The organism is Flavobacterium sp. Arc3 (genome assembly GCF_041431375.1).
In the GTDB taxonomy this organism is placed as follows: domain Bacteria; phylum Bacteroidota; class Bacteroidia; order Flavobacteriales; family Flavobacteriaceae; genus Flavobacterium.
Window position 1 is genome coordinate 38,453 of record NZ_JASMRI010000013.1, and the last position, 16,898, is coordinate 55,350.

Below are 16,898 nucleotides of genomic sequence, written 5' to 3' on the forward strand. Positions count from 1 at the left end.
AGTCATTAATTTTTTATAAATATTATTTAATTGCGAAATATTGGTAACAAACTACCATCAAAAGGGGGATGGTATTATTTATACAGTGCATCAATATTGAATACTTTATTCCGTATTTATTAGCAATATAGCCTAGGTAAAAACCACCTAATATTCTAGGAAAAATCTTTAATACAGTATGCGTATCAAGTATAGGATAGTTGCTTAAATGTAGAAGTCCAAACACGATAGAAGTTAAACATAAAAAGATTAAAAAATAGTTTGATATAAAACGATTGAAAGTTCGTCTAAATTCAAAATTGAAAAATAATATTAGACTTAAAGTGATTAGCCCTAACATTAGTGGTGTTAAAACCCACGGTTGTGAAATAAAGGTAAAAAAAATAGCAATTAAACATAATGTCCATAGTATTATATTTAATTTATTATTTACAACAAATAATCCCCTCATTGAAAATTCTTCAATTATAGGGATTATTATTACAGCCATCAGTAATTTTTCAGGCGTTCTTAAAAGTTTTAAATCATCTGCCTGAAATAATGGCTTATTAAATATCAGATACGTTGAAATTAAAAAAACAATGTTGATTACAATAAGAATTAAAAAGAGGTATATAAAGTCGAAGGTCCAGTCCTTCTTTAGAAATTTATTACTAAGCATTTGCATAGTATTTGATTTTTTATATTTCAATAATGTTAGGTTAATCGTAACGATGTTATTAATTTTTAACAACCATGGCAATGGTGAAAATATGTCTGTCTAAAGTTTTTTTGTGAGATTATCTTAATTTGTATCTCATTATTAAAGAGCCTTTAGAGTATAATTAGCCCAGCCTTCAATATCAATTTCCCTTATTTCTTTAGCATTTAACTCAAGTAATTTTAAATTTATGGAATTCATTTTTTTAAGGTGCTGACTGTTTTTTGGAGAAAAGAATTATACACTTGTTTTTGTCTTCGTAAACCTACTAAAAAGATTGTTGATGAATGAATTTTTCTAAGATTAATTTATTGAATTTGTAAGTGAAATTTTCATATTATGAGTTAAGTTATTGGATACAAAAACTTGAAAGTATTTATTTTGTTCTTGGGAATGTTAAATAAAACTGCATAAAAGATTTCCATTGCAATCAGGGCCAGAAAATTGTTTCTCAACAAGTACTTAGCTGGAAATAATAAAAGGATAGCATTAGTTAATGAGATGGTGCAGATCTAAATAAATTATTAAAATTTTGTAACTTTGAATTTAGCTTAAAAGATTAGGAAGGTATTTAAATATCCAAAGTAATATTTCAAGTACAAAGAACTCAAAGTGAAGCTTTAAAATTACTTAAGTGACTTCAGAATATAAAATAAATTCGAATGAATAAAAGTTACATAACATGTTCAGAATGTGGTACGGTTAACTTAAATAATGAGTATTGTAGCAACTGCGGAGCGATACTGGATGTTGTTCTCAAGCGCAGACTTGAACGCGAAAAAAAAATTAAAGAGAAAATTGAGCGAAAAGAAAAAACAAAAAAAGAGCCAAGTAAAATTGAACTATTTTTAAAAAACGGTGCAGAACACCCTAACCTCGTAGTGCGAATTCTTTTTAAAGCCGTGTATTCAATTTGGATTTTCTTTGCAATAGTCATTGGAGCACTTATTTCATTGGTTGTAGCAGCTGCAGCAGGTTAAACAAATAATAGAAATGAAGATATCGAAACAAAATCGCCAGGATACTTTTTTTAAAAGACAGGCTAAGAGTGAAAATTTATTGTTGAGAACAGTCACTAAAGTGTTTAGTTCCTCTTGGGGAATAGGAGCGATTCTAGCAGCTATTTCGGCTTGGACAGCCGGTATTTTGTATGTTTAGAAGAGTTGTTTACATTGTGATGTTGCTGACCGCTATGACAATCTACGTCATGCAGCGATTCAGCTTGCCATTACCTTTTTTGATCAATAATTATGTTAATGATTTGCTGTGTCTTCCCTTATTGCTGGGCGCGATGACCTTTTTAATCAGACGTCTTAAAAAAGATAATTCCTTTCAGTTCTCCATTGGGTTTGTTATTTTTTTGGCTTGCTATTATTCTTTTTATTTCGAATATTATCTACCAAAAGTGAATCCAAGATATACTGCAGACTGGATTGATGTGATTTTATATTTTTCAGGCGGATTTATTTTCTTCTTTAGTGAAAAGCATAAAAACACAAGACTTTCGTGATAGAAATTTTTAATTTAAGGAGATTCATGTTATCGGTGAGATTTTACCCCGTTCTTATTATCTCGTTATTTATATTTGTAAACGTAATTAATGAAGCTTGTAAATTATGGCAAAAGGACCCGAAAAAAATACTAAAAACAAGGCTTTGCACACCAAATTGCTAAATCGAAAAAACGCAAAACTGCAAGAAGAAAAAAAAGAAAAGGCATTGCGCTTGAAAGCTTTGGTTACAAAAATGAATCAGAAGAAGAATAGTGAGGATTCTGAATCCAAATAAAATTTTACTTGAGTTATTATCCCTCATTATTTTATCCGAAATTTGTCCCCAACTTATTAAAAACAAATCCACATGGAATTCGGTAAAATCATTATTTCAGAAACTGCAGCAGCTAGTGAAAACCCACAAGACGTTATCAACTCTAATATTTCGGTAATCAACTTGATGCGCGAAGAGAAAATAGATGATGATTTAATTCATGAAGATGCGTTGATGAGTTATTATTTAGATTATTATACTTCCCAATATACCGAAGGTAATTTTGCACAGTTTGTGTACAATTCTCAATGGAATTTAGAGCTAAACGAATTAATTGAAGAAGGTTTACAATTGCTTGGCGCTGAAAAGCATTTGAAATTATTCCAGCAGCAATGCAAAAAAGTCAAATTGATGAGTAGCGTTAAGAGAGATAAATTCTTTAAAGGAAAACTAGAAGGAGTAAATCCAGTAAGAGATTTAATGAACAGTGATACTTTTTTCGAAATAGAAGAAAACTTAGTGCACCTAAATGCTGATTTTTTGAAATCTCATCCAGATCTAGAAGTGCTTTCGGTAGATGATATGTTTGCAGTTCTTGAAGAATTTGTAGGACATGAGATAAAAAGAGCTTAGTTATTTAACGGCGATGTGCAAATAAACAGAAAGACCTTAAAAGCTTTTGGAGGGTCAATTATCCTTTCAATTAGTACTTACTTGTAGCGTATTTATCTAACAAAATAATTGGTTTTTTAATTTGGTTATCCACTATAACGTATATTTGTAGTATATATAATGTATTTAATTTTGAAACGCTTATGAATTTATTATCAGATGCAACCAGGGAGAAATTTAAAAAAGTTAGTACACCCACGATAGCGAGCTGTCTTTTTAAAAGAGGACTAAAAAATCAATTTATTCAAAATGTAAAGCCATTAAAATTGGGAAAACCGACCATGGTTGGTGAAGCCTTTACGTTGCGATACATTCCTGCACGTGAAGATTTGAATCCCATGGAAGTGTTTAGGGACCCAAAACATCCACAAAGAGTAGCTATTGAAGAGTGTCCTAAAGGAGCTGTGTTAGTTATTGATAGTAGAAAAGATGCTAGAGCAGCTTCTGCTGGAGATATTTTGGTAACTAGATTGATGATGCGAGGGGGAGCTGGTATTGTAACTGATGGCGGATTTAGAGATTCTGCAGGTATTGCTAATCTGGATATGCCGGCTTATCATCAAAGACCTTGTGCGCCTACTAATTTAACTTTACATCAAGCTATTGACATAAATGTGCCAATAGGATGTGGTGATGTTGCTGTTTTTCCAGGAGATGTAATTGTGGGGGATGATGACGGAGTGATGGTAATTCCGTCTGAGATTGCTGATGAAGTTGCTGATGAATGTATTAAAATGACACTCTATGAAGACTTCGTTTTAGAACAAGTGGCTAGTGGTAAGTCCATAATAGGTTTATATCCTGCGACGGATGAAAGCAATCTAGTAACGTTCGAGACTTGGAAAAAAGACAGACAATAGTACTTATCGGAAAGGTTTTATAAACTATTTTAAATAATAGAAAAAAGGCACAAGCTTAAAACGATTCGTTTTGCTGTGCCTTTTTTAATTTTATATGGTATTGCTATTTAGTAAATTCTCCGTTCAGCAGTCTCCAAATAGTTAACGGATTGCCTTTTTTTAATGCTTCTGGCAAAAGGAAATCAGGATAATCCTGAAAGCAAATAGGTCTGGCAAATCGTTTTATTGCATTTGTCCCGACAGATGTTGATTGTGACGCTGTAGTCGCCGGATAAGGTCCTCCATGTACCATAGAATGACAAACTTCAACTCCTGTAGGATATCCGTTTAAGATTAAGCGTCCCACTTTTTTCTCTAAGATTGCAAACAGTTCGCCGTATTCAGCAAGATCTGCATCAGTACCAAAAATGGTTGCGGTAAGATGTCCTTTGAGGTTTTTAGCCGCTTCAAGAATTTCTTTTTTTGATTGTGCTTCGACAATGATATTAGATGGTCCAAAGTTTTCTTCTTCTAAAACTGAGTTTTCTAAGAATGCTTTTGCGCTTGTTTTTAAGATTTGTGCAACAGCGGTAGTTGGTTCGCTACTGGTTTGTCCTTTTCCTATTTCTTGAATTGTACTTAAGCTAAGCGTATTCTCTATTTTGGTGCTGTAAGCATTTCTGATTCCTGAGGTTAACATCGTTGGTGCTGAAACGCCACTTATTTTGTCGATTAAGATGGAATTGAAAGTACTGGCATTTTCTGATTGTTCAATAAAAGTAAGTCCGGGTGCGGTGCAAAATTGTCCGCCATTTAATGTAATTGAACCGGCTAAACCTGTAGCAATTGTTTCTGATTTTTCTTCTAGAATTCGGGGTAGGATAAAGACTGGATTTGTGCTTCCCATTTCGGCAAAAACTGGAATAGGTTCCGGTCTTGCATTAGCAAGGTCAAACAAAGCTTTTCCACCTTTGAAAGAGCCTGTGAAACCTACTGCTTTAATATCGGGGTGTTTTACTAATGATTCTCCCACTTCATTTGTATTTCCTTGTACTAAGGAGAATATCCCTTCGGGCATTTGACAAAACTGAATTGCTTTATGAATCGCAGTAGCGACCATTTGCGAAGTGCCCGGATGCGCGGGATGTGCTTTTACTACTACTGGACAACCAGCTGCTAAAGCAGATACGGTATCTCCTCCGGCAACCGAAAAGGCTAATGGAAAGTTGCTCGCTCCGAATACGGCAACTGGCCCAAGTGGTATTAGCATGTGTCTAATATCTGGTTTAGGTGCGGGGATTCGGTCTGGAATTGCTGTGTCGATTCTGGCATCAATCCATGATCCTTCACGTACTACCTCTGCAAATAACTTCAGTTGATTTACTGTTCTTCCTCTTTCTCCTTGTAACCTAGCAAGTGGTAGAGCTGTTTCTAGGTGGCATCTTTCTAGAAGTGCATCCCCTAGATTTACTATTTCAATTGCAATTTGTTCTAAGAAAAGTGCAATAGAGTTAGAGTCCTTTTTTTTATAAGTGTCAAATGTATCTTTTGCTTTTTGAACTGCTTGATCCACTTCTTCTACTGATGCATTGATAAACATGCCTTCTAGTGGGGCGTTAGTTGCTGGATTTACTGCATAAAAGGTTTTAGTATTGCTCATTATTTTTGAGGTTTTATTATTTGTATTTATAGAATATGACGACTTTTTTTTACATTAATGTAAAAGAAAAGAGGAATAAATTGGGGATTGTTTTTTATTTTCTTAAAAAATAGATATATTTGGCAAACCAAATTGGTAAACCAAATATAAGGTTTAAAATAATAAAAAACAAACGTTAAACATTTCTGTTCTTATTGCGATGTTTTCGCATTATAAATAATAGTCAGGTAAATCAGAAAAACACAACGGATTTTGAGAGACGATGAAAAAAAAAGTTTTCTAGCTAAATGCGACTTCGACTTTGAAATGAATAGTTCAGATGTGGTATTAATTATAAAAAAAATAATAATGAATTGCATTAAAGATAATTGGTTAAAAACGGCCGTTTTGGGATTGCTATTATTAGTATTTCAAAACGGAATCGCTCAAGGACATCCTAGCCTAGTGCTAACTAAAAAAGGAGTTCAGGAAATAAAAGCGCAATTAGGTAAAGTCCCTCTTTTTGATGCTTCGGTTGCTGAGGTTAAAAAAGAAGTAGATGCTGAAATGGCTTTAGGAATTGATGTGCCGTTGCCCAAAGATTTTTCTGGTGGATATACACATGAGCGCCATAAAAAGAACTGGTTGATGATGCAAAGAGCAGGTGTTTTATACCAAATTCTTGGTGATAAAAAATATGCAGTTTATGTAAAAGATATGTTGATGGCATACACTAAATTATATCCTACTTTACCATTACATCCTCAGGAGCGTTCTTATGCTCGTGGTAAATTGTTTTGGCAGGCATTAAATGATTCTAACTGGTTAGTATATGTAAGTCAAGCTTATGATTGTGTATATGATTTCATTGGAGCCAAAGACCGCGCGCTTATTGAGAAAGATTTATTCAAACCTTTTGCCGATTTTATTTCTACAGGTTCTCCTCAATTTTTTAACCGTGTACACAATCATAGTACCTGGGGGAATGTAGCTGTTGGTATGATTGCCTTAGTAATGGATGACGCCGAATTACTAGATAGAGCGTTGAATGGCCTTAAAGAAGATACTTTGCCGGTAGGGATGAAAGATAATGATGGTGGGTTAATAAAAAAAGAAGGTCAAAAAACAGGGTTTTTAGCAAATGTCGATGAACCTTTTTCACCAGATGGATATTATAATGAAGGACCTTATTATCAACGTTATGCGATGTACCCGTTTATGGTTTTTGCAGAAGCATTACAGAATACTAAACCTGATTTAAAGATTTTTGAATACAAGAACGGAATTTTAGTTAAATCTGTTTATGCATTGTTGAATTTGACAAATTCAGATGGAGAGTTTTTTCCTTTGAATGATGGTCAAAAAGGAATGTCGTATTATTCAAGAGAATTAGTTTCGGCTGTGGATATTGCTTATTTATATGGTGGTAGAGACGCTTCTTTGTTGTCTATTGCTGAAAAACAAGGGCGTGTGCAGTTAGATAATTCAGGTATGGCAGTGGCTTTAGGAGTTAAAAATAAATTGGCAAAGCCATTTGTGAAAAAATCGATTGACTTGTCTGATGGATCAGATGGGGAACAAGGTGGTGTGGCCATTATTCGAAATAAAACCAAAGATGATGAATTGACTTTGGTCATGAAATATGCCGCTCAGGGATCGAGCCATGGACATTTTGATAAATTGTCATTTTCATATTATAATAATAGTTCAGAGATTTTACAAGATTATGGTTTGGCACGATTTGTTAATATTGAACAAAAAGGCGGCGGAAATTATCTGAAGGAGAATTCTACTTGGGCAAAGCAAACTATAGCGCACAATACTGTTATTCAAAATGAAACTTCTCATTTTGATGGAGATTTTGAAAAGGGGACTCTGTTTTCATCCAAAAAATATTTGTTTGATGTCAGCAATCCTAAAGTTCAAATCATTAGTGCGACAGAAGATAATGCTTACCCTGGAACAAAAATGCATCGTACCATGGTGATGCTGGAGGCAGAAGGTTATCAAAGACCATTGTTATTAGATATTTTTCAAGTGGATTCAAAAACTGCAAATCAGTATGATTTACCGTTTTATTATTTAGGACAAATGATGACTGCTAATTTCAAGTATGAAACTCCTAAAACATTGGAGCCTTTAGGGAAATCATTTGGATACGAGCATTTGTGGAAAGAAGGAATAGGAAAAGCTGGGACAGGAAACAGTAAATTCTCTTGGATGCATGATGGTAGTTTTTACACACTGACTTCGGCAACAAAGCCTGATGATGAGTTGTTATTAATTCGTTTAGGAGCTAATGATCCTAGTTTTAATTTGCGAAGAGATGCAGGAATTATTATTCGTAGAAAAAATAGTCGAAAAGCCACTTTTGTCAATGTTATAGAAACACATGGAAGCTACAGTACTGTGACGGAGAATGCATTGAATGCTTCTAGTTCGGTTGCTAATGTTGAATTAGTGTATGAAGATAATAATTATGTAGCAGTAACTATCGAAAATAAAAATGGAAGTATTTCTTTGTTTATCTTAGCAACAGCAAATAATTCTGCAGATCAAAATCACACATTAGAAATAAAAGGAAAAACCCATTCATGGGTTGGAGCACATTATAGTTCAACAATTAAATAAATCAATATGCAAAGTTTTGGAGCAAGTAAAGAGTTTTTACTAGGAGATGAGATTGAGTGGGAAGTAGTAGGTGAAGGAGTGAAACGCAAAATCATGGGTTATGATGATACGATCATGCTAGTGAATGTGGATTTTAAAAAGGGAAGTATCGGGCCTTTGCACGAGCATTACCATGCACAAGTAACGTATGTAGTTAGTGGTGAATTCGAAGTAAGTATTGGTGATGATAAGAAATTGCTAAAAGGGGGAGACTGTTTTTATATTCCGCCTCATGTATTGCATGGTGCATTATGTTTGGCTGATGGTGTTTTGATTGATGTATTCAGTCCAATACGCGAAGATTTTATGAATAAAGAGCATTATTAGTTTAAATAAATATTTGGTTGGAGGTAAACCGCAAGGCATTCATTAGAATGTTTTGCGGTTATTTTTTTTTAAAGTTTTTCGAAGTTGTAAAAGCTAACATCGATACGCTTATTTAAAGTGCAAAAATAGTATTGTCTTTTAATTATATGCTAGAGGATATATTTAGGTTTGTAACACGTTCGTTGTCTTTCAATATGCTGAAAATTAAAAAATTAACACTATTTTAAAGGTTTATATAAATAAAAGAGACTTTTATTTTTTTTAATTGAAATTAGTTTCTATATTTGGTTCTCCAAAGTGGTTTACCAAACTGGTAGGTTATTAAACACTAGTTTCTTAAGCAAGTAAATTTTAAAATAAAATTATAAAAATGAATTTACAATTTTCAAAAATTGCACTTCTTACGTCATTAACTATCGCTACTGTTAGTTATGCTCAGGATAGAAAAGAGAAGAAGAATAAGACAAATATTGACTTGTCGCACTGGACAGTGACAACGCCAGGGGAAGACCCTAATAAGCCAGGTAAAACCTTAGATTTAGACTATCCTGAAATATTGGATTTTGCTTCAAATGATGCTATTAAAAAGTATATGTATGAAGACTTAAAAGATAGATCCATTGTTTTCTATGCTTATCCATCAGGGACATCAACGGCTAATAGTCATTTTTCAAGATCAGAGTTGAGAGAAACGATGACAGTAGGTGATAAAGATGTAAACTGGACTTTTGCTCAAGGAGGAAGAATGAAAGGGACTTATGCTATTGATCAAGTTTCTAAAGAGGACGACGGGAAGTACAGCCGCGTTATTATAGCGCAAATTCATGGTAGACTATCAGATGCACAACGAGATTTAATAGGTCAAAAAGACAATAATGCAGCTCCAATATTGAAAATTTATTGGGATCAAGGAAAGATTAGAGTGAAAACTAAAGTGCTGAAAAATCGTAATGCATCTTTAAAAGAAATGCTTTCAGCAGATGCTTGGGCTGACGATGAAGGGATTAATTTTAAAGAAAAAGTTGATTTTAACAAGTTTACCTTAGAAATTAAAGTTTCTGACGGAAGATTAGAAGTGATTCTAAATAATTCTGAATCCTTAGTTTATAATGACATTAATATTAAAAAATGGGGCGTTTTTGAGAATTATTTTAAGGCTGGAAATTATTTCCAATCGAAGAATGCAGGTTCATTTGCTAAAGTGAAAATATATTCTTTAGAAACATCTCATTAATAGAATTTTAATAGGTTGTTTTTTAAAATAGTACTTTTTAATTTCTATATTGTTTTTTTTTATAAATTTACCAACCAATCTGGTTAACCAGAGTTTTTAATTAAAATTAGGATGTATGAAGTTAGAAGTAATTGCCAGAAAAGATAATAAGGAATCCTTAAATGAGATCATTGGAAAAATTAGAGATTATATAAATTATAAAAATTTAGAACCACAGGATAAGCTTCCGTCAGAGCGTATGCTATCAGAAAAATTTGGGGCGAGTAGAAGTAGTGTTCGTGATGCAATCCAGAAATTGGAATTTTACGGTATACTAAAATCAATTCCTCAAAGTGGAACTTTTGTTGCAAACATTGGTAAAATAGCCATCAATGGTATAATAGATGACATTTTGAGATTGGGAACATCTGATTTTAAATCATTGGTAGAAACAAGGATTTTAATCGAATTGAAAACCGTTCGCCTAGCGGCTACTAGAAGAACTGAAGAAGATTTGGTAAACATCAAAGCGGCTTTAGATGCTTATGCAGACAAAGTAGTTACTGGTGAAGATGCGGTACAAGAAGATTTAATATTTCATTTGGCTATTGCCAAAGCGAGTGGAAACAGTACGATTAATAGTTTAATGTTAATCATTACTCCTGAAATTTTAACCAACTTCGAAAAATATCACGTTTGTGATAAAAATGAGAGTGATGGTCTCGAAAGGATTAAGGAACATACCGAGGTTTATGATGCCATTGTTAATCAAAATCCACAGTTAGCTAAACAAAAAATGAAGGAACATTTCAAAGCATTATATGAATATTGTTATAATGTAAAAGAATAATAAATGAAATAAGTCGTGAAAAATGTACTTAGTAGCTACAGTGCATTTAGAACTTAAAAAACAACTCTTTTTTAGATTTTAATACAAATTTCACCTTATTGAAAAATAGAGGTATAGGTATTTTTTGGCTTTTTTTAAAGCGAAAAAAAAGCTTAAAATAAACGGTAAAAATATGAAAGTAAAAGGATTAAGATGGTGGATTATAGCATTGATATGTTTAGCTACAGTAATTAATTATATAGATAGAACTGCATTTGGAATCATGTGGCCAGAGATGGGTAAAGATTTAGGAATGGATGAAGCTGACTATGCGATTATGCTAAATATCTTTATGATAACCTATGCGGCAGGAAAGTTTTTATCAGGGAAATTGTATGATATTATTGGAACTCGTTTGGGTTTTACAGTATCGATTATTTTGTGGTCTGTAGCTTCCATTTTCCATGCATTTGCCAGAGGATTATTTTCATTAACTCTTTTTAGAGGACTTTTAGGATTAGGTGAAGCGGGTAACTGGCCTGGTGCTGTAAAAAGTAATGGCGAATGGTTTCCAGTAAAACAACGAGCCATTGCGCAAGGTATTTTTAATGCTGGAGCTTCATTAGGTAGTGTTATTGCTCCCGTTCTTATTGCCTTTTTATATGGAGCATACGGTTGGAGAATGACTTATATCATCATTGGTGCTTTAGGAGTTTTATGGGTTATTCCGTGGTTGTTTATTAATAAATCAACACCAGCGAAGCACCCTTGGATTACTGAAGAAGAATTAAATCTTATTGTTGGTAGTAGTATTGCTGATAGTAGTAAAGTGGATCATGGTGCTGCTGTTGTAAAGGAAAAAGGTCTAAGCGTTGCAAGTATTTTAAAACATAAGGAAGCTTGGGGAGTATTAGTAGCTAGTTTTTTCATAGAGCCTATTTGGTGGTTGTTTGTGGGCTGGATGCCATTGTACCTTCATTCTGCTTATGGTTTTAGTATTGTCGAAATTGGTTCTACTATTTGGATATCCTATTTAGGAGGAATGGCAGGAAGTCTTGTAGGTGGATGGTATTGCGGAAAATTAATTGAAACAAAATCAGTTGATGCCGCAAGAAAAATTACGATTGGAATTGGTTGTGCATTGATTTTAGCGGGATTATTAGGAATTATCTTTTTCGTCGATGGAGAAAGCGCTATGTCGTTCATATACATTGTTGCTGTGGTACTTTTTGGTTTTCAATTTGCTATTGGAAACTTACAAACCTTATCAAGTGATTTGTTTAAAGGACCATCTGTGGGAACATTAGCCGGTTTAGCCGGAAGTGTTGGAGCAGTATCAGTAATTATCATGAACTGGTTGATACCAAAAATCACAACAGTTTCTTATACTCCAGCATTTATTATTATAGCGGTATTAGCTCCGTTGACTATAGGATCAATACTATTTTTAATAAAAAGAATACAGCCGGTAGCATAAAATAAATAGCATAAAAAATAGAGTAAAAAACAAGGATTTTAAATAATTAAAATAGAGTAAAATGGGTAAAGTAGAAGGAAAAATTGCAGTTATTACTGGTGCAACAGGAGGAATTGGTTTTGCAGTAGCTAAAAGATTAGGTAAAGATGGATATACTGTGATTTTGAACGGTATAGAAGATAAAGTTGGTGCTGAGAAAGTTGCAGAACTTACTGCTGCTGGAATCAAAGCTGAATATTACGGATTTGACATGACAAATGACGAAGAAGTAACTGCTAATATCACTAAAATTGGTGAAAAATATGGAAAAATTGATGTTCTTGTAAATAACACTGGTGGTATTGGTGTTAGAGCTAGATTTGAAGAAATGACAACTAAAGAATACAAATTCGTTATGGCTTTGAATCTTGATTCTGTATTTTATGCTTCAAGAGCTGCTATTCCTTTCCTTAAAAAAGGTGAAAATGCTTCAATTATTAACTATACTTCAAATGCTGCATGGAACGGTGCAGGACCTGGAGCTGGTATTTATGCAGTTTCTAAAGGAGGAGTACAATCGATCACTAGAGCTTTAGCTAAAGATTTAGCTGAATACGGAATTAGAGTAAATGCAGTATCTCCTGGTACAATTGATACTCCGTTTCACGCTCAAATTAAAGCGACTAAACCTGAAGTTTTTGCTTCTTGGAAAAGTAGTGTTTTATTAGGAAGACTTGGTGAGCCAGAAGAAGTAGCTAATGTAGTTGCTTTCTTAGCGAGTACTGATGCTTCTTTCATAACAGCAGAAACGATCCAAATTGGTGGAGGTCAAGCTCTAGGGATATAATTAATTTTTTATAAAATAAGGGACTTAAGGGATTTGAGTAAATGCTTTGAATCTAGGTATGATTGCAACTGATTTCACGATGAGATAATAAAAGATCAATTTCGTACAAATTTTGCAGCTGGAACACCATTAAGAGGAGGAGGAAATACTTGTGAGGTAGCAAATTTGGCTCCTGATGAATTCTCGTCATTAACTGGAAAGGACTGATATCGATAGAGATTTGGCTTTTAGCTAAAAATAAATTAAGTTACAACCTAAAAAAAAACGGTTGTTTTTAAACCGATTTAAGATAGAAAGCAAAGTTTTACTTTGCTTTCTATCTTTGTAGTTAATTGTTTTTTAATAAATTTTGAATTTAATAAAGATGAAAAAAGTGATCACTTTCGGTGAAATTTTACTCCGTTTATCGACCGATAGACATTTGAGATTCTCTCAAGCAGAATCTTTCAAGGCTACTTATGGTGGGGGTGAATTTAATGTGGCAGTTTCATTAGCCAATTATGGTATGACTGCAGATTATGTGACTAAGATACCTAATAATGAATTAGGAATTAGTGCCTTAAAAGAAATGCGTAAACTTAATGTAGGTTGCGACAATGTTTTGTTTGGTGGTGACCGACTGGGAATTTATTTTTTAGAAACAGGAACTAGCACACGTGCTAGTAACGTGATCTACGATAGAGCGAATAGTTCTATGGCTAATTTGCAAAAAGGAGAAATTAACTGGAGGAAAATTCTAAAAGGAGCGACTTGGTTTCATTGGAGTGGTATCACACCAGCTTTGTCTCAAAATGCAGCTGAAGCTTGTTTAGAAGCAATCGAAATTGCTCATGAATTGGGCTTAACTATTTCAACCGATTTGAATTACCGTGCAAAATTGTGGACTTATGGTAAACAACCCAAAGACGTAATGCCAGAGATGTTAAAGTACAGTAATGTAATTCTGGGCGATATTGATACGGCTTATTTTATGTTAGGTTTAGATAAGGTAGATCCGGATTATACAAAAAGTGAGGCATTACCCGCTTTGTATGATAAAATTTTCGAACTCTGTCCTGGAATGAAATACGTAGCTACAACATTGCGTTATTCTGTAAGTGCTTCTCACCAAAGAATTGGTGGTGTCATGTATGATGGTAATAAGTTGTACAATGCTGCTGTTCAAGAGGTGACTCCAGTTGTGGATAGAGTGGGTAGTGGTGATGCATTTATGGGTGGGTTAATTTATGGTTTGAATGAAGAACCTATGGACGAACAAAGAGCTTTGAACTTTGCTGTTGCAGCTTGTTGTTTGAAACACACTATTTCAGGAGATTATAATTTAGTAACTAAACCAGAAATTGAAAAATTACTATCGGGTGATTTCTCAGGAAAAGTTTCAAGATAAATATATAAAAAACTATGGCTCAATTTACAAGAATAGAAGTAGCAGAAGTAATGAAACAAACAGGAATTGTTCCTTTGTTTTATCATAAAGATGTAGAAGTAAGTAAAAAAGTGTTGAAAGCATGTTATGACGGAGGTGCCCGTTTGTTAGAATTTACTAGTAGAGGTGATTTTGCCTTCGAAATCTTCGGAGCTTTAAACAAATATGCCATTGCCGAGCTTCCAGGAATGATTCTAGGAGTTGGTTCTGTAACAGATGCGGCAGCTGCTTCATTATACATGCAGTTAGGTGCTAATTTCATTGTGACACCAGTATTTAGGGAAGATATTGCAATTGCTTGTAATCGTCGTAAAGTATTGTGGTCCCCAGGATGTGGAACATTAACTGAAATTGCAAGAGCAGAAGAATTAGGCTGCGAAATTGTAAAATTATTCCCTGGAGATATTTACGGACCTGAATTTGTAAATGGAATCAAAGGGCCCCAGCCCTGGACGTCTATAATGCCTACAGGAGGAGTTTCGCCAACAGTTGAAAACTTAACAGCTTGGTTTGAAGCAGGCGTGACTTGCGTAGGATTAGGTTCGAAATTAATCAAAGCTGATGCTGATGGTAATTTTGATTTAGAAAAAATAGAATCTCTAACAAGAAAGTGTATCGAAATTATTAGTGACCTTAGAAGCTAAAATTATTTAAGAATACCCCTTTAGTCGAAAGACTGATTCACTAAAAATCCCAACTTACATGTATTTGTAAGTTGGGATTTTTTTTTATCTGCCTCTAGCTAATTCGCTTCTGTAAAAATAATTATCAGGACAGCTTATGCCATAAAAAAAAACACCCAATAACTTCTTGTCGAGGAAAACAAGGGTCATTGAGTGTTACAAAAACAAAACTCCAAAACTAACTTCTATTTAAATTTAATAAAAACATTTATGTTTAGTAACCAGGATTCTGAGTAATTGCATTTTTAGTGTTTGTTACAATTTCAACATTTGGAATTGGTGATAACTCAAATTTTGGATCATCAACTTTTGCTTGTAGTTGTGCAGTTGTATATGGATTGTTAAACTGTGTGTAGTAAGTATTCATTAATAAGAAGTGATTTTTCATAACGGCTTTAGCACTTACTGTTGGCATTGTCGTTGTAAAGCGCAACAAGTCAAACCATCTTTGATCTTCCATAGCAAATTCCCATCTTCTTTCGTTAGCAACCGCTTTTTCATAGTTTGCTTGTGTGCTTACGTTTGCGGCAGTTATAGCGGTCGTAATTGATCTCGTATGCACTTGGTTTAAATAACCTAAAGTAGTTGCGTTATAAACACCTACAGCTTCACAATACATCAACAATACGTCGCTATATCTTAATACAGGCCAATCTAATTCAGAGTCATTTAGACTAGCAACCGCTATATTATGTTTTCCTGACCAGAATAATTGAGAAGTAGCAGGTGTAGCAGTCTTTGTTTTTATATTAAAAGCTCTTCTTGTATCAGTACTCGCATAAGAGGTGTACAGTTCTGGAGTTGGGTTGTTGTATCCACCTCTTGTTCCAGTTGGGTATACTAAACCACTTATTTTTTGATCTGTTGTACTTGAAAATAAATTCGATAAAGAACTACCGTATCCTAATGATCCGGATTTAAAGCGAATAGCAAAAAGAATCTCCGCATTTAATTCATTAGTAGATGAGAATACATCGGCATACGGAGTAGTACCGGCTGTAAGAAGACTATGCCCACTACCAGAAATTACATCAGTTAATAAAGATAGTGCATCTGACTTTTGACCTAAAGTAAGATATACCTTAGCTAACAATGCCTCTGCAGCCCATTTAGTTGCAGCTCCACCAGTTCCTGCTGTTGCAGCATATTTTGCAGTAGTACAGTTGTCTTTTGCGTTTTTTAAATCCGCAATTATGAATTTATAAATATCTGCAACACTTGATCTAGAAAGCAATAATGCTTCATCTGGTGTAACAATTTTATCTAACAAAAATACACCTCCATAGGTTCTTACTAGATTAAAATAGTGATATGCACGCATAAAGGAAGCTTCCCCGGCAATTCTTTTTCTTTCAGAAACTGACAAAGGAAAAGTACCGCTAATCGTTCCATAATCAATCGTTCCAGCTGATTTATTGTAAGTAACACCAAGTGCGTCCTCTAAACCATTAATACTACGTATGCTTGTGTAAGTTGTCGCCCAATACTGCTCGATAAACAAATCAAATGAAGGCGCCTCAAAAACATCATTACTTATTATTTGTAAATTTTGAGGATTAGTAGTTCCATAGTTATTAAGGTAGGTATTGTCTGAGCGTACTTCAGTTAACATCCATTCATAAGCTATAGGTGCTCTTAAAGTACTGTAGCAACCATTTAACCCAACAGTAAAATCAGATGTGGATTTGTAAAAGTCCGATTGAGTTGGCGTATTTACGTTTTCAACGTCTAGGCTGTCTGAACAACTTGCTAGTGAAAAAACCGAAAATAAAATAAAGAGTTTATTTATTTTGTTGTAATTTTTCATATTTATATTTTTAAAAAGTTCTAA

At 33.9% G+C, this 16,898-nt stretch carries 17 protein-coding genes; 14 read left to right on the forward strand and 3 right to left on the reverse strand.

Annotated elements, in window-relative coordinates; genetic code table 11:
* Positions 1-22: 22 nt before the first annotated feature.
* A complete protein-coding gene (locus tag QO200_RS11075) occupies positions 23-667 on the reverse strand; it encodes a type II CAAX prenyl endopeptidase Rce1 family protein (RefSeq protein ID WP_371540038.1) in 645 nt (214 codons plus the stop codon).
* A gap of 695 nt (positions 668-1,362) precedes the next feature.
* On the opposite strand from QO200_RS11075, the gene QO200_RS11080 reads away from it, so the two are divergent.
* The 6 genes from QO200_RS11080 to QO200_RS11105 all read left to right on the forward strand — a co-directional run bounded on the left by QO200_RS11080 (position 1,363) and on the right by QO200_RS11105 (position 3,998).
* Entirely contained in the window at positions 1,363-1,680 is a 318-nt protein-coding gene (locus tag QO200_RS11080; protein WP_371539830.1) for a hypothetical protein, read from the forward strand.
* Between the two features lie 13 nt (positions 1,681-1,693).
* Positions 1,694-1,858 carry a hypothetical protein gene (locus QO200_RS11085; RefSeq protein ID WP_371539833.1) on the forward strand — a complete coding sequence of 55 codons (165 nt, stop codon included), beginning with the start codon at positions 1,694-1,696 and terminating at the stop codon, positions 1,856-1,858.
* Complete coding sequence (locus QO200_RS11090; protein WP_371539836.1) at positions 1,851-2,210, forward strand: hypothetical protein; 360 nt, start codon at positions 1,851-1,853, stop codon at positions 2,208-2,210. Before QO200_RS11085 ends, QO200_RS11090 begins: the two co-directional genes overlap by 8 nt.
* A gap of 106 nt (positions 2,211-2,316) precedes the next feature.
* On the forward strand, positions 2,317-2,487 hold the full coding sequence (locus tag QO200_RS11095) for a hypothetical protein (RefSeq protein ID WP_371539839.1): 171 nt from the start codon (positions 2,317-2,319) through the stop codon (positions 2,485-2,487).
* A 72-nt stretch (positions 2,488-2,559) separates the two neighbouring features.
* The gene (locus QO200_RS11100; protein ID WP_371539841.1) at positions 2,560-3,099 is read left to right on the forward strand and encodes a hypothetical protein; all 540 of its coding nucleotides are present in this window, start codon (positions 2,560-2,562) and stop codon (positions 3,097-3,099) included.
* Positions 3,100-3,281: 182 nt separating this feature from the next.
* A complete protein-coding gene (locus QO200_RS11105; protein WP_371539844.1) occupies positions 3,282-3,998 on the forward strand; it encodes a ribonuclease activity regulator RraA in 717 nt (238 codons plus the stop codon).
* Positions 3,999-4,101: 103 nt separating this feature from the next.
* Here QO200_RS11105 and QO200_RS11110 read toward each other — a convergent pair whose 3' ends face one another.
* The gene (locus QO200_RS11110; protein ID WP_371539847.1) at positions 4,102-5,637 is read right to left on the reverse strand and encodes an aldehyde dehydrogenase (NADP(+)); all 1,536 of its coding nucleotides are present in this window, start codon (positions 5,635-5,637) and stop codon (positions 4,102-4,104) included.
* A gap of 348 nt (positions 5,638-5,985) precedes the next feature.
* Here QO200_RS11110 and QO200_RS11115 point away from each other — a divergent pair, with 348 nt between their 5' ends.
* The 8 genes from QO200_RS11115 (at position 5,986) to QO200_RS11150 (ending at position 15,028) form a co-directional block, all read left to right on the forward strand.
* The gene (locus QO200_RS11115; RefSeq protein WP_371539851.1) at positions 5,986-8,247 is read left to right on the forward strand and encodes an alginate lyase family protein; all 2,262 of its coding nucleotides are present in this window, start codon (positions 5,986-5,988) and stop codon (positions 8,245-8,247) included.
* Positions 8,248-8,253: 6 nt separating this feature from the next.
* Positions 8,254-8,613, forward strand: a complete 360-nt coding sequence (locus QO200_RS11120) for a cupin domain-containing protein (RefSeq protein WP_371539853.1) — start codon at positions 8,254-8,256, stop codon at positions 8,611-8,613.
* A gap of 370 nt (positions 8,614-8,983) precedes the next feature.
* Positions 8,984-9,847, forward strand: coding sequence for a polysaccharide lyase family 7 protein (locus QO200_RS11125; protein WP_371539855.1), 864 nt, complete (start codon positions 8,984-8,986; stop codon positions 9,845-9,847).
* A gap of 115 nt (positions 9,848-9,962) precedes the next feature.
* Positions 9,963-10,676, forward strand: coding sequence for a FadR/GntR family transcriptional regulator (locus QO200_RS11130; RefSeq protein ID WP_371539857.1), 714 nt, complete (start codon positions 9,963-9,965; stop codon positions 10,674-10,676).
* Positions 10,677-10,848: 172 nt separating this feature from the next.
* A complete protein-coding gene (locus QO200_RS11135; RefSeq protein WP_371539860.1) occupies positions 10,849-12,132 on the forward strand; it encodes an MFS transporter in 1,284 nt (427 codons plus the stop codon).
* A gap of 61 nt (positions 12,133-12,193) precedes the next feature.
* Positions 12,194-12,958 carry an SDR family NAD(P)-dependent oxidoreductase gene (locus QO200_RS11140; RefSeq protein ID WP_371539862.1) on the forward strand — a complete coding sequence of 255 codons (765 nt, stop codon included), beginning with the start codon at positions 12,194-12,196 and terminating at the stop codon, positions 12,956-12,958.
* Between the two features lie 364 nt (positions 12,959-13,322).
* A complete protein-coding gene (locus tag QO200_RS11145; RefSeq protein ID WP_371539864.1) occupies positions 13,323-14,345 on the forward strand; it encodes a PfkB family carbohydrate kinase in 1,023 nt (340 codons plus the stop codon).
* A gap of 14 nt (positions 14,346-14,359) precedes the next feature.
* Positions 14,360-15,028, forward strand: a complete 669-nt coding sequence (locus tag QO200_RS11150; RefSeq protein ID WP_371539865.1) for a bifunctional 4-hydroxy-2-oxoglutarate aldolase/2-dehydro-3-deoxy-phosphogluconate aldolase — start codon at positions 14,360-14,362, stop codon at positions 15,026-15,028.
* A gap of 253 nt (positions 15,029-15,281) precedes the next feature.
* Here the strand turns inward: QO200_RS11150 and QO200_RS11155 are convergent, their stop codons facing one another.
* Positions 15,282-16,874, reverse strand: coding sequence for a RagB/SusD family nutrient uptake outer membrane protein (locus QO200_RS11155; protein WP_371539866.1), 1,593 nt, complete (start codon positions 16,872-16,874; stop codon positions 15,282-15,284).
* Between the last annotated feature and the right edge of the window lie 24 nt (positions 16,875-16,898).

Excerpts from the sequence above, each read along its gene's own strand:
- QO200_RS11115 (WP_371539851.1), top strand. The coding sequence starts at position 5,986 with ATGAATTGCATTAAAGATAATTGGTTAAAAACGGCCGTTTTGGGATTG.
- QO200_RS11080 (WP_371539830.1), top strand. The coding sequence starts at position 1,363 with ATGAATAAAAGTTACATAACATGTTCAGAATGTGGTACGGTTAACTTA.
- QO200_RS11110 (WP_371539847.1), bottom strand. The coding sequence starts at position 5,637 with ATGAGCAATACTAAAACCTTTTATGCAGTAAATCCAGCAACTAACGCC.
- QO200_RS11085 (WP_371539833.1), top strand. The coding sequence starts at position 1,694 with ATGAAGATATCGAAACAAAATCGCCAGGATACTTTTTTTAAAAGACAG.
- QO200_RS11125 (WP_371539855.1), top strand. The coding sequence starts at position 8,984 with ATGAATTTACAATTTTCAAAAATTGCACTTCTTACGTCATTAACTATC.
- QO200_RS11075 (WP_371540038.1), bottom strand. The coding sequence starts at position 667 with ATGCAAATGCTTAGTAATAAATTTCTAAAGAAGGACTGGACCTTCGAC.
- QO200_RS11095 (WP_371539839.1), top strand. The coding sequence starts at position 2,317 with ATGGCAAAAGGACCCGAAAAAAATACTAAAAACAAGGCTTTGCACACC.
- QO200_RS11150 (WP_371539865.1), top strand. The coding sequence starts at position 14,360 with ATGGCTCAATTTACAAGAATAGAAGTAGCAGAAGTAATGAAACAAACA.
- QO200_RS11140 (WP_371539862.1), top strand. The coding sequence starts at position 12,194 with ATGGGTAAAGTAGAAGGAAAAATTGCAGTTATTACTGGTGCAACAGGA.
- QO200_RS11145 (WP_371539864.1), top strand. The coding sequence starts at position 13,323 with ATGAAAAAAGTGATCACTTTCGGTGAAATTTTACTCCGTTTATCGACC.
- QO200_RS11100 (WP_371539841.1), top strand. The coding sequence starts at position 2,560 with ATGGAATTCGGTAAAATCATTATTTCAGAAACTGCAGCAGCTAGTGAA.
- QO200_RS11120 (WP_371539853.1), top strand. The coding sequence starts at position 8,254 with ATGCAAAGTTTTGGAGCAAGTAAAGAGTTTTTACTAGGAGATGAGATT.
- QO200_RS11105 (WP_371539844.1), top strand. The coding sequence starts at position 3,282 with ATGAATTTATTATCAGATGCAACCAGGGAGAAATTTAAAAAAGTTAGT.
- QO200_RS11090 (WP_371539836.1), top strand. The coding sequence starts at position 1,851 with ATGTTTAGAAGAGTTGTTTACATTGTGATGTTGCTGACCGCTATGACA.
- QO200_RS11130 (WP_371539857.1), top strand. The coding sequence starts at position 9,963 with ATGAAGTTAGAAGTAATTGCCAGAAAAGATAATAAGGAATCCTTAAAT.
- QO200_RS11135 (WP_371539860.1), top strand. The coding sequence starts at position 10,849 with ATGAAAGTAAAAGGATTAAGATGGTGGATTATAGCATTGATATGTTTA.
- QO200_RS11155 (WP_371539866.1), bottom strand. The coding sequence starts at position 16,874 with ATGAAAAATTACAACAAAATAAATAAACTCTTTATTTTATTTTCGGTT.